The organism is Bradyrhizobium sp. HKCCYLS3077, from assembly GCF_051167555.1.
GTDB lineage: Bacteria > Pseudomonadota > Alphaproteobacteria > Rhizobiales > Xanthobacteraceae > Bradyrhizobium.
This window is the reverse complement of sequence record NZ_JBNPTH010000003.1, coordinates 320,082-334,569: the sequence shown is the minus strand read 5'-3', so window position 1 is coordinate 334,569 and position 14,488 is coordinate 320,082. Positions and strand designations below refer to the sequence as shown.

Here is a 14,488-nt window from a genome sequence, read left to right as displayed (position 1 = left end):
GCGCTCACTCCGCCGGCGCTTGGCCCGCGAACTCCACCTTGCTCTCGTGACCGCCGAAGAACACGAGCAGACCGGCGATCAGCGGCAGCGCCGACAGCGCGAGCAGGCCATGCGTGGTCGAGCCCGTCGTGTCCTTGATCCAGCCGACCAGATAGGGACCGCCGAAGCCGGCGAGATTGCCGATCGAGTTGATCAGCGCGATCGCGCCGGCGGCAGCCGTGCCCGACAGCCACGCCGTCGGCAACGTCCAGAACACGCCGAACACGCAGAACACGCCGATCGCGGCGAAGGTCAGCGCGACCATGGTCAGCGTGGGATCGCCGATCTGGCTCGATGCCGCCAGCGCAATCGCGATCAGGATCATCGGCGCGCCGACATGCACGACGCGCTCGCGCGTCGCATCGGAATGACGCGCCCACAGGATCATCGCAACGGTGCCGAACGCATAGGGGATCGCGGTGACGAAGCCGGTTTGCGTATTGGTCAGGCCGAACGCCTTGACGATCTGCGGCAGCCAGAACTGCATGCCGTAGAGCGCGCCGACGAAGCCGAAATAGATCAGGCTGAGCACGATCACCTTAGGCGACGACAGCGCCTCGCCAAGCGTCATGTGTCCCGCCGCCTGCTTCGCCGCGGTCTCCGCCTCGAGCCTGGCCGCGAGCCAAGCCTTCTGCTCCGCCGACAGCCAGGTCGCGTGCTCCGGCCGGTCGGTCAGATAGAACCAGGTGACGACACCGAGGATGATCGACGGGATGCCTTCGATGATGAACAGCCACTGCCAGCCCTGCAGCCCCATCCACCCGTGCAGGCCAAGCAGCAGGCCCGACACCGGCGCGCCGATCACGGTGGAGACCGGCACGGCGACCGCGAAGGCGGCGAGGAAGCGCGCGCGATACTGCGCCGGGTACCAATAGGTGAGATAGAGGATGATGCCCGGAAAGAAGCCGGCCTCGGCGACACCGAGCAGGAAGCGCAGGACGTAGAAGCTCCACGGACCGGACACCAGCGCCATCAGCGCCGAAATGATGCCCCAGGTCACCATGATGCGGGCGATCCAGCGGCTGGCGCCGAACTTCTCCAGCGCCAGATTGCTCGGCACCTCGAAGATGAAATAGCCGATGAAGAAGATGCCGGCGCCCCAGGCGAACACCAGCGGCGAGAATTTCAGCTCGGCGTTCATCGTCAGCGCGGCGAAGCCGAGATTGACGCGGTCGAGATAGGAGAAGAAATAGGCGAGCACCAGGAACGGAATCAGCCGCCACGAAATGGCGCGGATGGTTGTGGCCTCGATATCGGACCGGCCAGACGCGGCCGGACGAATGGTTGACGAACTCATCGATCTCCTCCCGGGAGCATTGCAAAATTTGATAGTTGATGGCGGTGTTGAGCATCGGTCGTGGCAAGTCAATCGGAAAACCAGATATTCCACGGCCTTCCGCCGCATCGCGGGGGCGCCGCGCACGCATGACGTCCGCATTTCCCGATCATACGAGCCGCCCCGATGCGCGCCGCCGCGCAGCGTTTGCCCTGGTGGTGGCCTTCGTCGTGATCGCGCTAGGCCTCGCTTTGCGCTTCTACGGCCTGGGCCTCGGTCTTCCCGCCTTCGTCGTCAAATACGGCGGTTCCATCCTTTGGGCGACGATGGTGTACATGCTCCTGGTCGCGCTGCTGCCGCTGAGGTCGTGGCGGCAGATCGGTGGTCTCGCGCTCGCCGTCGCCGTGATCGTCGAGGCGAGCCGGCTGATCCATACGCCCTGGCTCGACAGCTTCCGCCTGACGCTGGCCGGCGCGCTGCTGCTCGGTCGCATCTTCTCGCTGTGGAACATCGCCGCCTATGCGATCGGCATCCTCATCGGCATAGCGATCGATCGGATCGCGTTGCGGTCTCCTCGGCCTAACAGCACGGCGAAAGATGCTGCCAATTCGTAACTCCGTCATGCCCGGGCTTGTCCCGGCCATGACGACGTGGAGATGGACGAGCGCAAAACCGCCGTCCAAATGCGATCGCCCAGCACGGCTTAGGTTGCCTGGGGCGAGGCTCCATGCCGGCTGAGATCTCAGTTCGAATTGGCACCCGCGCGGCTGAAGAAAGCCATCAGTTCCTCCGCCAGGACGGCCGGCTGCTCTTCCGGGATGTAGTGGCCGCACGAGCCGATCGTGATGCCATCGACGCGCTCGGCGACCTGCCTGAGCGGCGCGGCCATGTCGACGATCGATCCCTGGTCGGCGCCGACCGCCAGCACCGGCGGCTTCAGTTTGCCTTTGGCTTTCAGCTCGCGGTTCTGATCCGCCGACACTACGGCCGCACGATAATAGCCAAGTCCCGCGCGCAGGCCGCCGGCCTTGGTCAGCACGCGCGCGTATTCGTCGAGATCGCCCTCAGAGAATGCTTCGGGATTGGCGCCCTTGCGGCGCAGAAACCAGGCGAGATAATCGCGCTCGCGGCCCTCAATCAGCATCTCCGGAAGGTCCGCGACGACGTGGAACGCGAAGTGCCAGGTGCGCCACGCGCGGTCCGGCGCGTACGGCAACGCCTCGGGCAAGGTCACGCCGGGAATGCCCGCATCCAGCAGCGCCAGGCTTTGCACCGCATCTTCGAACAGTGCCGCGTAGGGATAGGCCACCCACGCGCCAATGTCGTGCCCGGCGAGATGATGGCTGGTGACGCCAAGCTGCTGCAGCAGGCGATGAACGGAGGTGGCGAGCGTCTGGGTGTCGTAGCCATCCGCCGGCCGGTCCGAGTCGCCCTGCCCCGGAAAGTCGATCGCAATGACGCGATAACGCGCGCCCAGCAGCGGCATGACCTTGCGCCAGGCAAACCAGCTCTGCGGAAAACCGGCCAGCAGCACCACGACCTCGCCATCCGGCCGGCCCCCGCTGACATAGTGCAGCCTGAGGCCGTCGACGGTCGCGAACCGGTGCGTGAAGCCGGGCAACGCGGCGTCATCGCGCGCGAATGGTTCCGCCGCGACCAGCCGCGACGGACCTTGGGCAGAAACGGCGTTCATCAATTCCGACATGGATCACCCTCTTTATTATAGAACAAACGTTTCCTAATTCCGCGCAACATCACGCGAACAGGGCCGCGGCTTGTTTTGCCACCTTCGTCATCTCGCTCTTGGCGCGTCCGGTCTTGCCGACCACCCGCAGGCCCTGGATGACGCAGAACAGAGCCCCCGCCGCGACCTCCGCATCGAGATCCGGCCGGATCGATCCGTCGGCCTGGCCGAGCCTGATCAGGTCGCGCAACAGGGTCTCGACCCGGCGCAGCGAATTGCGGACCTTGGCCGCGGCTTCCGCATCCAAGGTGGCGAGCTCGGTGGCGCTGGTGACGACGAGGCAGCCGCGCCGGCCCTCGCTGTCGCTGGCGTACTCCGCATAGAATGCCAGCAAGGCCTCCAGCTTGTCGCGGCCACGGTGCTGCGCATCGAGCCGCTCGCGCAGCTGCCGGTCGCGGCGCGCGATGTAGTAGTCCAGCGTCGCCAGGAAAATCGCGCTCTTGTCCGCGAAGGCCTTGTAGAGGCTGCCGGTGGCAAGCTTCATCGCAGCCCGCAATTCCGCCAGCGAGGCGCCGTGGTAGCCACGCTCGCTGAACACCACCAGCGCCTTGCCGAGGGCGGTATCCATGTCGAACTCGCGCGGGCGGCCTGGCCCGCGGCGCTCTGATGAATTCGTCTGCGGCTTCGTCATGCCCTCTTTTAGGAAACATTTGTTTCCAAATCAAGCCCGCCGATCGCCCGTCGGACACAAGGTCAGTCTCCCAGTTGAAACCGCTGGAACCGGTGCAGCTCGTCCTCGATCGTCCGCTTCAGCGCCTTGCGATGGTCGCCGCGCGCCGCCTTGCCCTGGCCGACCCAGCTCCATTGCTGCATCAGCAGCTTGCCGTTCTGCCGGTCGGTCTTCAAATCGAGCGCCGCGACGATCTCCTCGCCGACCAGCACGGGTAGCGCAAAGTAGCCGAACAGCCGCTTGTCCTTCGGCACATAGGCCTCGAAGCGGTGGTCATAGTCGAAGATCGCCTGCGTCCGCTTGCGCTGGATGATCAGCGGATCGAACGGCGACAGGATGTGCACGCGCGCAGGGTCGATCGCGATCGCCTCCTCCAGAGCGGCCGGCGCCGCCCAATGCTCGTGCCTGCCGGCGCCCTCCAGCGCGACGGGAACGAGCTCACCGCGCCGGACGCGCTGATCGATCACCCGGCGCACATCCGCCTTGCGCGGCGCATCGAGATGGCACAGCGAATCCAGGCTGACGACGCCCTGCGCACGCAGACCGCGATCGAGCAGATAGGCCGCGATCTCGCGCTCGGTCGCGCCCTTCGGCAGCCGGTCCCAGCCGAAATGCCGCGTCGTGAGATCATAGGTCTTGAGCATGCCGTCGCGGCCGGCGACCGTCAGCACGCCCTCGTAGAAGCCGAGCTGCAGCGCCCGCTTCGACGGCTTGCGGCTCGCCCAGGCGTGGTCCTTCTCGCGCAGCTCGTCATCGTCGATGTCGCGGATCGTCAGCGCCCCGCCCTGCCGGATCAGCCGCATCACCTTGCGGCTGTCCTCGGGCTTCACCGTCTGCAGCCAGCGATGCCCCTCGCGGCGATAGCGCCGCATGGCGGGCACGAAATAGCGGAAGTCCTGCACCGGAACGTAGGACAGCGCATGCGTCCAATACTCGAAGATCGTCTTGTCCGCGCTCTGCGCCTGCGTGAGATCGGCGCGCCGATAGGCCGGGATGCGGCTGAACAGGATGTGGTGGTGACAGCGCTCGATCACATTGATGGTGTCGATCTGCACATAGCCGAGATGCGCGACGGCGGCCGCGACGGCTTCGGGACCGGCACCGAACGGCGCCTCCTGATCGAGGCGCTGGGCGCGCAGCCAGAGCCGTCGCGCGGCGGTCTTCGAGAGCGGGAGGGGAACGGACGGCATGACGGCGCGATCGTGCGAGATTCGCCCGCATCGGCGCAACGGCAATCCGCCGCCGTCCAACCTATTGCTTGGGCTTGTCCGGGATGCTGCTGGTGGCGATCTCGGACTTGCAGCTGGCGCGGCCGGCGTCCGGCGCGTGACACTTGTAGACGCGGCCGGTCAGGCGGTCGACGAGCCAGGCCGTATCCTCCGACGGACTTTCCAGACCGACATAGCGATTGCCGACGGCGGAGATCAGGGTCGACAGCAGGATCGAGGCCGCAATGATGGTTGCCCCGATCAGCGTCGACATGGAACCGGAGGATCCCGACGGGTCCGGAGAGCTCGTCCGGGACGTGTAGTCGCGCCTCTGTGATGAGTTGAACACGGCTATGCTTTTCTGTTCACGCTTCTTCGCTTAATTCGCCGCTGGCCCGCGTCGCTCCTTCTCGTTTGCGATTTTTTTCCGGCGATGGATATCCGGTAGAACCGCATCTGGCCGATTTGTTGTTCGCAGACCGGCCATGGGCCGATTGCATTGCGACAACCTCGCAGCCGCATGGGCAGGACCGAGCCGCGCCGGTTCCCAGGGCGATGCGTGACGTCGATCACATTCCGATGCTTTGAACCGGTTCTACTGTCGGCGCATCCAATGGCCATAGGTCATGAAGACCCCGAGGATACGACGATGACCCCGTTTTATGGACGTTTTGCAGTTCGGGCGGCGGCGTTTTCCGCCGTGTTGACGATGAGCGTGGGCGCGGCGCTCGCCGGCGAGGCGGTCTCCGCCGACCAGATCCTGAACGCGCTCAAGCCGAAATCGGCGACCCGCAGCCTGTCGACCACGCCGGCGCCGCAGGTCGATCCGGCAACCCAGGCCAAGCAGGCCGCCCTGCTCGACAGCGTGCGCAATCGCAAGACGCGTTCGCTGTCGCTTGGCGAGCGCGAGCAGATCGCGGAACTCGCCGCAACCAAGCCGAAGATCGATCTCGAGATCCAGTTCGACTACAACTCGGCCGAGATCAGCAAGGCCTCGATGCAGGCGGTGCAGGAACTCGGCAAGGCGCTGTCGGATCCGAACCTCAAGGGCTCGACCTTCGTCGTCGCCGGCCACACCGACGGCATCGGCAGCGAGAGCTTCAACCAGGATCTCTCCGAGCGCCGCGCCGACACCATCAAGCGCTTTCTGGTCGACAAATACGGCCTCACAGGCCAGGACCTCGTCACCGTCGGCTATGGCAAGACCAAGCTGAAGGACACCGCGAACCCGGCCGATCCGCTGAATCGTCGCGTCCAGGTCGTCAACATGGACACCAAGACCGCAGCGGCGAAGTAATGATCACGGCGTGTCCAGCACCTCGCGGATCTTGGTGCTGAGCATCGCCCGGCTGAGCGGCTTCTGCAGCAGCGCAACGCCCGGATCCAATCGCCCCTGATGGACGATGGCGTTGCGCGAATAGCCGGTCATGAACAGCACCTTCAGCGTCGGGCGGGTGACGCGCAGATCATCCGCCAGCTGCCGCCCGTTCATGCCGGGCATCACGATGTCGGTGAGCAGCAGATCGACGTCCAGCGGCTCGCGCGCCAGCAGCGCCAGCGCCGCCGGACCATCGGGCGCCTCATGCACGGCATAGCCGAGTTCGGCCAGGGTCTCGGCGATGTAGCTGCGCACCTCTGACTCGTCCTCGACCACGAGCACGGTCTCGCTGCCGCGACTGCCGACGACCGCGGCACGGTTGTCCGGCGCCTCGACGGCGGAGGCATGCGCGCGCGGCAGATAGATCTTCACCGTCGTCCCCTCGCCGACCTCGCTGTAGATGTTCACGTGGCCGCCGGACTGCTTCACGAAGCCATAGACCTGGCTCAGCCCGAGGCCGGTGCCCTGGCCCGGTTCCTTGGTGGTGAAGAACGGATCGAACGCCTTCTCCACGACCTCGCGCGGCATGCCGACGCCGGAGTCGGTGATCGCGATCAGGACGTATTGGCCGACCCGGACGTCGGCGTGCTGCCGCGCATAGGCCTCGTCGATGAAGCTGTTCGAGGTCTCGATCGTCAGCTTGCCCTGGCCCTGCATCGCGTCCTTGGCGTTGACGACGAGGTTGAGGATCGCGGCCTCCATCTGGCTCGGATCGACCTCGACCTGCCACAGCCCGGCGCTTTCGACCACCTCCACGCTGATCATCTCGCCCAGGGTCCGCCGGAAGAAATCGGACATGCCCGCGAGCAGCCTGTTGACGTTGGTCAGCCGCGGATCGAGCGGCTGGCGGCGGGCGAAGGCGAGCAGCCGCTGCGTCAAGGTCGCGGCGCGCTGAGCCCCATTCGCAGCATGCGCGATGGCGCGCGCGAGGCGGTCGCGGGCGGCTTCGCCCTGCGCCTGCAGGCTGCGCTCGGCGATTTCCAGGTTGCCGCTGATGATGGTGAGCAGGTTGTTGAAGTCATGCGCGACGCCGCCGGTCAGCTGGCCGACGGCTTCCATCTTCTGCGCGTGGCGCAGCATGTCCTCGGCCTCGCGCCGCTGCCGGCTCTCGACGACCAGCGCCGCCTCGGCCGCGCGCAGCTGCGCGGGCGACGGGATCGCCAGGAGCTTGGGCAGCAGTGGCCACAGGATGCCGGCGGTGAGGATCGAGGCCAGCGCGGTCATGGCCTTGACCAGACCTTCGATGCCGTAGATCGGAACCCAGAGCGTGACGATCGACAGCACATGGGTGACGCCGCAGGCCATGATGAACAGCGCGAACGCCCAGAACAGGAACCCGAAATCGACATCCCGCCGCTTCAGCACGAACAGCGTCAGTACCACCGGAATGGAGAAATAGGCCGCGGCGATCACGGCATCGGACGCGACATGCAGCCAGATCAGCTCGGGTTCCCAGAGCAGACAAATCCCGTGCGGAGACAGACTCGACGAATCGAGCAGCCGCTGCAGCCATCCCAACATTGAGCCTTGCTCCCCCAACGCTTCTCGCGAAGCAGAGCGAAACTGGCTGCGGGGGATGGTCTCGTCAAGCAACAGACGGCGGGAACCCAGGGGAACTCACGTTCCGATGAGGGCTCAGATCCAGCTCTGGAACAGCATCAGCCGCGTGAACGTCTGCATCGTCGTTCCCAGGAACGCCGCGCTGACCGGCAGCAGCGCGAGGAAGCCTGCGACCGCGACCGCGGTATAGGCCCAGAGCGCCCAGCGCGGTGCGCGCAACAGCACATGGACCAGCGCGAGGCTCGCGAGCGTCGCCGACGGCAGATAGTAGTAGAGAAAGCTCAGCGCGCGCGGCAGCAGCGCCCAGGGCAGATAGCAGCCGAGATAGAACGCCAGAATCAGGAACGCCGTCGCGCTTCGCGAAGCGATGAAATCCCGCAGGCAGATCGCAAGCGCCGGCAGCGCAGGCCACAGCACCAGGGGATTGCCGAGCAGCACCACGGCGGCGATGCTGTTGTCGCTCACCTTGTCGAACAGGAACCAGACCGGCCGGACCAGGAACGGCCAGCTCGGCCAGGCGCTCATATAGGTGTGGCCGGCGATCGCCGTGGTGACGCTGTCGGCGAAGATGCGCCGCTGCGCTTCGAAGATGGCCATGACCGACAGACCATGCAACGGAACGAAGGTCGCGAGATAGCAGAGCAGCGGCGCGGCGCCGAAGCACAGCCCGATCTGCGTCCAGCCCAATCCGGGCCATTGCTCCGGCTGATACCAGTCGGTTTCCGCGGCATCGCCGAACGACGCCTGCCAGTGCTGCAGCAGCTTGATCAGGCCGACGATGAGCAGCGCCGTCAGCAGCGGGAACAGGCCGCTCCATTTGCAGGCGATCGACAAACCGAACAGCGCTCCGCTGAGCGCAAACAGAGCTTGCGGCCGTCGCTGCCGGTAGGCGAACAGGAACGCGGCGATCGCGAGCAGGCTGAAGGCGAGCGCGCCGATGTCGAGCATCGCCGTGCGCGCCTGGACGAACAGCATCTGATTGACGAAGGCGAGCAGCGCCGCCGCGATGGCCGGTCCCTGCGCCGCGAACAGCGCGAGACCGCACAGATAGACCGCGGCGACGGAGAGGCCGCCGAGAACGGTGCTTGGATAACGCCACGCGAAGGCATTGTCGCCGAACGTCCTGATCGACAGCGCGATCAGCTCCTTGGCGAGCGGCGGATGCATCGGGTTGAGCTGCGGGTTTGCCGGCGCCAGCCCCAGCATCTGCCGCGCCGCCGGCACGTAATGCACCTCGTCGAAGACGAATTTTGCCGGCGACGCCAGCCCCACCATGAGCACGACATGGGCGACGAAGAAGATCAGGAGTGCCGTCAGCGCGGAGCGGCGGGCCGACAGCGCGCCCTCCGGCGCAGCATCGACCGCGTCCTCATCGTCGTCACGATCGGCAACGGCACCCTTCACGCGCATGCGAATGAACTAATCCGGTTGGCTGTGCAACTAAACACCATCGACGCATCGAGGCAAACTTGTGTCCATTTTACAACAACCTCGCCGATCGTCTTCAGCTAGATTGGCTCGGGAACGATCTTCGGTGTGGATATGAATCTGCGTCGCCGAACATATGTTGCTGCGCTGTCCGTCGCCGCCCTGCTGGGTGCCGCGAGCGGCGCCTGTGCCGACACGCGCATCGGCGAGGCGGTGCTGGTGCAGAAGGATGTGCTGCGCATCGCCGGCGCGTCGACGAGCCCGATCAATGTCGGCGACGGCGTGGTGCGCAACGAGACGGTGCGGACCGGTGCCGACAGCGCCGCGCGCCTCGTCATGATCGACAGCACCAATCTCTCGCTCGGCGCCAATGCCAGCCTGACGCTCGACCGCACCGTGTTCAATGACGAGACCAGCTATCGCGACATCGCGATCCGGCTCGGCACCGGCGCGTTCCGCTTCGTCACCGGTCATTCGGAGAAGGCCGCCTACAAGATCAACACGCCGCTCGCCACGATCGGCGTCCGCGGCACCATTCTCGACATCAGGTCGCAACGCGGCCAGACCATGGTCGTGCTGCAGGAGGGCGCCTCGCGCGTCTGCACCCTCACCTTTCAATGCCTCGAGCTGACCCAGCCGGGCGATACCGCGATCATTACCGCCACCGGCAATGGCCGGAGTTCGATCAAGAAGACCAGCAATCCGTCCTGGAGCTTCGCGGCGACCTGCGGCTCGACCTCGGGCCTGTGCACGGTGACCGATCTCGCCAGCAACGCGCCGCCGCAGGACTTCACCGGCATTCTGTGCGGGCGATGACGATGCGGATGCGCGCGGGCCCGCTCACATCTTTGCTGCTCGCCCTCGCCGGCGGTGCGCTCGCGCTCGTGATGCAGGCGGCACCCGCCGCGGCGCAGAGCTGCGGCGGCGTCGACAATTTCGCCGCCGCGGCGGCGTGCCCGACACCCTCGCCTTCACCCTCGCCCTCGCCGTCTCCCACCGCGACACCGACACCGACACCAACCCCGACGCCCAGCCCGACATCGACGCCGACGCCGTCACCTTCGGTGTCACCGACACCGACGCCGACCCCCACGGGCGCGGGCAACAGCGCGGCCGCCATCAACAGTCTCGCGGACCAGCGCTTCAACCAGATGATCACGAACCGCGTGCTCGGCCTGGTGCTGCTGGGGGTGAACGAGCAGGTCAATTGCAACGACTGCATCAGCGCGTTCGGCTCGGCCGGCTCGTTCTCCGCGGGCATTCACGGCCGCAAGCAGCTGACCAGCAATCTCGCGCTGCTCGCCGGCCTCGCCTACACCCATTACAACGAGAACGGCTATCACGTGACGTCGGCGCCGATCGGCGCCTTCGCGCTGCGCTACGATTTCACCGACTGGGGCGCGTCGCGGCCGTTCTTCGACATCGGCACCATCCTGACGCCCTATGAGAAGGTGCGCTACGGCCGCAGCTACGCGACCAGCCTCGGCAACGTGTCGGTCGACGGCGTGACGACGGCGTCGAACTATGCGGTCTACGGCCGTGCCGGCTGGATCAGCCGGATGTCGCCGCGCGACGAGCTCGCCGCCTCGGTCGAACTGTGGCAGCTCTGGCAGCACGTCGCCGGCTATCGCGATCCCGCCGCCGCCTTCAATCCGTTCGACGCGTCGATCGCCGGCGGCACCGACCGCACCAGCCTCGTCAAGATCGGCGGCCAGTGGACGCATCTGTTCGGCACGAGCATCGAGGCCAACATCAATGGCGGCTACGTGCAGTCCTTCGCCACGCGCTCCGGCATCGTCGCCACCGTGACCGGCACCGGCACGGTGACGCCCACCATGGGCAACCAGGGCTGGTTCGAAGTTGGCGGCCGGCTGGGCTTCCGCCTGCAGAAGGGCTGGGTCGCCGACCTCTTCGTCAACGGCACGCTCGGCCCGCAGCCGGTCGGCAACACCATGCACGGCGGCATCGGCCTGCGCATTCACTACTAGCCGCGTCATCGGGCCGGCTGGCTGCCCCTTCAATTCTTCATGATCGACCCGCCGCCGGGTCTGCTTGACCCTCCCGGCCCTCGGCCCTATTGCATGATGATTATCATTCAAATCGGGCACGCCCGCCCGCGGAGGCAGCATGGACGTCTCGACCCAGGCAAATCGCCCGGCCGCCGCCCCTTCCGCGTCACGGGACACGCCTCCCGCCGCCGCGCCGCCTCCCGATCCCTCCCGCGCCAAGGCCGCCGCGACCCGCGCCGCGCTGCTGTCCGGCCCGGTGCTGCCGACGCTGGCGCGGCTGGCGCTGCCGACGATGTCGGTGCTGGTGGCGCAGACCGCGGTCAACGTCGCCGAGGCCTATTATGTCGGATTCCTCGGCACCGACGCGCTGGCCGGCGCCGCGCTGGTGTTCCCGATCTTCATGCTGATGACGATGATGTCGAATGGCGGCATCGGCAGCGGCGTGTCCTCGGCGGTCGCCCGCGCCATCGGCGCCGGCCGCAATCCCGACGCCGACGCGATCGCGTTCCACGCCATCGTGCTGGCGGTGATCGCGGGCGGCCTGTTCACGCTGCTCACGGCGTTGTTCGGCCCGGCGCTGTACCACGCGCTCGGCGGCCGCGCCGGCGCGCTCGAGGCGGCGCTGCGCTACTCGAACTACCTGTTCGCCGGCGCCATTCCGGTCTGGATCGTCAATCTGCAGGCCGCCGCGCTGCGCGGCGCCGGCAATGTCCGGGTGCCCGCGCTGGTCACGCTGGTCGGCGCCGTGCTGATGATCCCGGCCTCGCCGATCCTGATCTTCGGCCTCGGGCCGCTGCCGGGGCTCGGCATCGCCGGCGCCGGCATCGCCTTCGGGCTGTATTATTGTGGCGCCATGCTGGTGCTGGTGCGCACCATGGCCTCGGGCCGCTCCAGCCTGCATGTGCGCGTCGCGCCGCTGCAGCTCCGGCTGTTCGCCGACATCCTCAAGGTCGGCCTGCCGACGGCGCTCAACGCGGTGCTGGTCAACCTCACCGTGATCCTGGTGACGGCGCTGGCCGGCCGCTTCGGCACATCAGAGCTCGCCGCCTACGGCATCGCCTCGCGGCTCGACTACATCATGATCCCGATCCTGTTCGGCCTGTGCACGGCGACCCTGACCATGGTCGGCATCAATGTCGGCGCCGGCCAGCACGCCCGCGCCCGCCGCATCGCGCTCACCTCGGCGCTGACCGGCGCAGCCCTGGTCGGCGCGATCGGCTGCCTCGTGGCGCTACATCCGCCGCTCTGGCTGGCGCTGTTCAGCCATGATGCGGACGTGCTGCGCGAGGGCGCGATCTATCTGCGCACGGTGGCGCCGGCCTATGCCGCGCTCGGCTTCGGCTTCGTGCTCGCGTTTGCCGGCCAGGGCGCCGGCCACGTGCTGTGGCCATTCATCGGCTCGGCCATCCGCATCCTCATCGCCGCAGGCGGCGGCTTCATCGCCATCAGCATGCTCGGCGGCGGCATGGCCTCACTTGCCGCGATGGTTGCGCTGTCGCTGCTCGCCTACGCCTTGGTGTGCAGCCTCGTGCTCGCGCCGCGGATCTGGCGACCGGCTGCACCGTGAACAGCGTAGCGACGATCGAGCGCAACGCGACGAACTGCAACTAACAAGTTGCCCTCTCCACACCGCCTGAGACAAGCAATTTGCGCGCGCACCACCGGCGGGTGGTGCCAACACGCAGCTCTCGTCGATCTGACAAACAGACTGATAACCGTCGCGTCCTGCCTCCGTGCGTCCGCCCTCCTTTCTGGAACCGGATTCAGAACGCGGTAATGTCTCACCGTCACTTCCTAAGGCTCAGGAGCTCGCACGCGGCGGCGCAGAGCTCCCGATATCAACCAGCAGGAAGCGTTGCACATGACGGCATCTTTCTCGCCAACGGCTCTTCGCCGGCTCGGCCGCAACTTCTGGCGCGCCAATGACGGCCAGATCAGCATGATCTTCGCAATCACCAGCATTCCGATCCTGGTGTCGGTCGGCGCCGCCGTCGACTTCGCCAAGACCGGCGACACCAAGGCCCAGTTGCAGAAGGCGGTCGATGCCGCGGTCCTCGCGGGCGTCACCCAGGCCAGCGCGCAGCAGGTCTCGACCGCGAGCGCGATGTTCTCGGGCAGCATCAGGGACCGCTTCGGCAGCGGCGCCTCGGCGACCTTCTCGGCCAATGCCGACGGCTCGCTGTCGGGCAGCGCCACGACCACGGTGAAGACGTCGTTCCTGAACGTGATGGGCACGTCATCGCTCGGCGTGAGGGCATCCGCCACGGCGAAGCCGGGCGCGCAGGGCAAGTCGCCGGTCTGCATCCTGCTCGTCAGCACGATCAATTCGCAATCGCTGCTGGTCAATTCCGGCGCCCAGCTCAATGCGCCGGGGTGCGAGATCCACGTGCTGTCGACGCAGACGCCGGCCGCGATGTTCAACGCGACCTTGAACGCCAAGCGGATCTGCGTGAAGGGCAACAACATCACCAAGAATGGCGGCGCCAATCCGCCGGTCGAGACCGGCTGCGCCGCGATTGCCGATCCGTTTGCCGGCAAGCTGCCGGTCGTCACCGTGGGCGCCTGCACCACCAATAACAGGACCTACGATCCCGGCTCGGTGACGCTCAGCCCCGGCGTCTATTGCGGCTCGACCAACTTCAACGGCTCGGGCACGCTGACGCTCAGCCCGGGCCTCTACATCGTCAAGGGCACGATGACCTTCAACTCGGGATGGACGGTCACCGGCAACGGCGTCACCTTCTATCTCGCCGACCAGAACGCCACGCTCACCTTCAACGGCAACGTCAACGCCACGCTGTCGGCGCCGACCACCGGCACCTACGCCAACATCCTGATCTACGAGCCCAACGGGCTGTCGACCACGAATCTGCCGATCAACGGCAGCAGCAGCTCGTCCTACACCGGCCTGATGTACCTGCCGAGCCGCAACGTCACCATCAACTCGGTCTCGACGATGAGCAGCAACAGCGTCACCATGGTGTTCAACACGCTCACCCTCAACCAGACCAACTGGACCATCGGCCCCGGCGCGCTGTCGATGTCGGTCACGACCGGGCCGGTGGGGACGGCATATCTGGCGAGGTAGTTGATTGTTCGCATGGGCGGCGCGTATCGTTGTCGTCGCGCGAGCTGTCGCCTCGAGCGCCGCTGCGCCCCCTCTCCCCGTTCTTCAC

At 66.6% G+C, this 14,488-nt stretch carries 13 protein-coding genes; 6 read left to right on the top strand and 7 right to left on the bottom strand.

Going from position 1 to position 14,488, the window contains the following annotated elements:
- Positions 1-4: 4 nt before the first annotated feature.
- Positions 5-1,336 carry an MFS transporter gene (locus tag ACQR0Z_RS13405; protein ID WP_434918932.1) on the bottom strand — a complete coding sequence of 444 codons (1,332 nt, stop codon included), beginning with the start codon at positions 1,334-1,336 and terminating at the stop codon, positions 5-7.
- Between the two features lie 128 nt (positions 1,337-1,464).
- Between ACQR0Z_RS13405 and ACQR0Z_RS13400 the strand changes: the two genes are divergently transcribed.
- Complete coding sequence (locus ACQR0Z_RS13400; protein ID WP_434918931.1) at positions 1,465-1,929, top strand: DUF2809 domain-containing protein; 465 nt, start codon at positions 1,465-1,467, stop codon at positions 1,927-1,929.
- A gap of 128 nt (positions 1,930-2,057) precedes the next feature.
- On the opposite strand, the gene ACQR0Z_RS13395 is transcribed toward ACQR0Z_RS13400, so the two are convergent.
- The 4 genes from ACQR0Z_RS13395 to ACQR0Z_RS13380 all read right to left on the bottom strand — a co-directional run bounded on the left by ACQR0Z_RS13395 (position 2,058) and on the right by ACQR0Z_RS13380 (position 5,211).
- Positions 2,058-3,020 carry an alpha/beta fold hydrolase gene (locus ACQR0Z_RS13395; protein ID WP_434918930.1) on the bottom strand — a complete coding sequence of 321 codons (963 nt, stop codon included), beginning with the start codon at positions 3,018-3,020 and terminating at the stop codon, positions 2,058-2,060.
- A 49-nt stretch (positions 3,021-3,069) separates the two neighbouring features.
- Positions 3,070-3,627 carry a TetR/AcrR family transcriptional regulator gene (locus ACQR0Z_RS13390; protein WP_434918929.1) on the bottom strand — a complete coding sequence of 186 codons (558 nt, stop codon included), beginning with the start codon at positions 3,625-3,627 and terminating at the stop codon, positions 3,070-3,072.
- 125 nt (positions 3,628-3,752) lie between these two features.
- Complete coding sequence (locus ACQR0Z_RS13385) at positions 3,753-4,919, bottom strand: winged helix-turn-helix domain-containing protein (protein WP_434918928.1); 1,167 nt, start codon at positions 4,917-4,919, stop codon at positions 3,753-3,755.
- Positions 4,920-4,980: 61 nt separating this feature from the next.
- Positions 4,981-5,211 carry a hypothetical protein gene (locus ACQR0Z_RS13380; RefSeq protein WP_434918927.1) on the bottom strand — a complete coding sequence of 77 codons (231 nt, stop codon included), beginning with the start codon at positions 5,209-5,211 and terminating at the stop codon, positions 4,981-4,983.
- A gap of 375 nt (positions 5,212-5,586) precedes the next feature.
- On the opposite strand from ACQR0Z_RS13380, the gene ACQR0Z_RS13375 reads away from it, so the two are divergent.
- Positions 5,587-6,234 carry an OmpA family protein gene (locus ACQR0Z_RS13375; RefSeq protein ID WP_434857150.1) on the top strand — a complete coding sequence of 216 codons (648 nt, stop codon included), beginning with the start codon at positions 5,587-5,589 and terminating at the stop codon, positions 6,232-6,234.
- Positions 6,235-6,237: 3 nt separating this feature from the next.
- Here ACQR0Z_RS13375 and ACQR0Z_RS13370 read toward each other — a convergent pair whose 3' ends face one another.
- Both ACQR0Z_RS13370 and ACQR0Z_RS13365 read right to left on the bottom strand, forming a co-directional pair.
- Positions 6,238-7,836 (bottom strand): ATP-binding protein, encoded by a 1,599-nt coding sequence (locus tag ACQR0Z_RS13370; RefSeq protein WP_434918926.1) that lies wholly within the window; start codon positions 7,834-7,836, stop codon positions 6,238-6,240.
- A gap of 114 nt (positions 7,837-7,950) precedes the next feature.
- The gene (locus ACQR0Z_RS13365) at positions 7,951-9,285 is read right to left on the bottom strand and encodes a glycosyltransferase family 39 protein (protein WP_434918925.1); all 1,335 of its coding nucleotides are present in this window, start codon (positions 9,283-9,285) and stop codon (positions 7,951-7,953) included.
- 132 nt (positions 9,286-9,417) lie between these two features.
- On the opposite strand from ACQR0Z_RS13365, the gene ACQR0Z_RS13360 reads away from it, so the two are divergent.
- The 4 genes from ACQR0Z_RS13360 to ACQR0Z_RS13345 all read left to right on the top strand — a co-directional run bounded on the left by ACQR0Z_RS13360 (position 9,418) and on the right by ACQR0Z_RS13345 (position 14,400).
- Positions 9,418-10,119, top strand: a complete 702-nt coding sequence (locus ACQR0Z_RS13360; protein WP_434918924.1) for a FecR family protein — start codon at positions 9,418-9,420, stop codon at positions 10,117-10,119.
- Positions 10,116-11,291: a hypothetical protein gene (locus ACQR0Z_RS13355; RefSeq protein ID WP_434918923.1), complete on the top strand. Its 1,176-nt coding sequence runs from the start codon at positions 10,116-10,118 to the stop codon at positions 11,289-11,291. Before ACQR0Z_RS13360 ends, ACQR0Z_RS13355 begins: the two co-directional genes overlap by 4 nt.
- Before the next feature lie 139 nt (positions 11,292-11,430).
- Positions 11,431-12,879, top strand: a complete 1,449-nt coding sequence (locus tag ACQR0Z_RS13350; protein WP_434918922.1) for an MATE family efflux transporter — start codon at positions 11,431-11,433, stop codon at positions 12,877-12,879.
- 294 nt (positions 12,880-13,173) lie between these two features.
- Positions 13,174-14,400 carry a TadE/TadG family type IV pilus assembly protein gene (locus ACQR0Z_RS13345; RefSeq protein ID WP_434918921.1) on the top strand — a complete coding sequence of 409 codons (1,227 nt, stop codon included), beginning with the start codon at positions 13,174-13,176 and terminating at the stop codon, positions 14,398-14,400.
- Positions 14,401-14,488 lie beyond the last annotated feature (88 nt).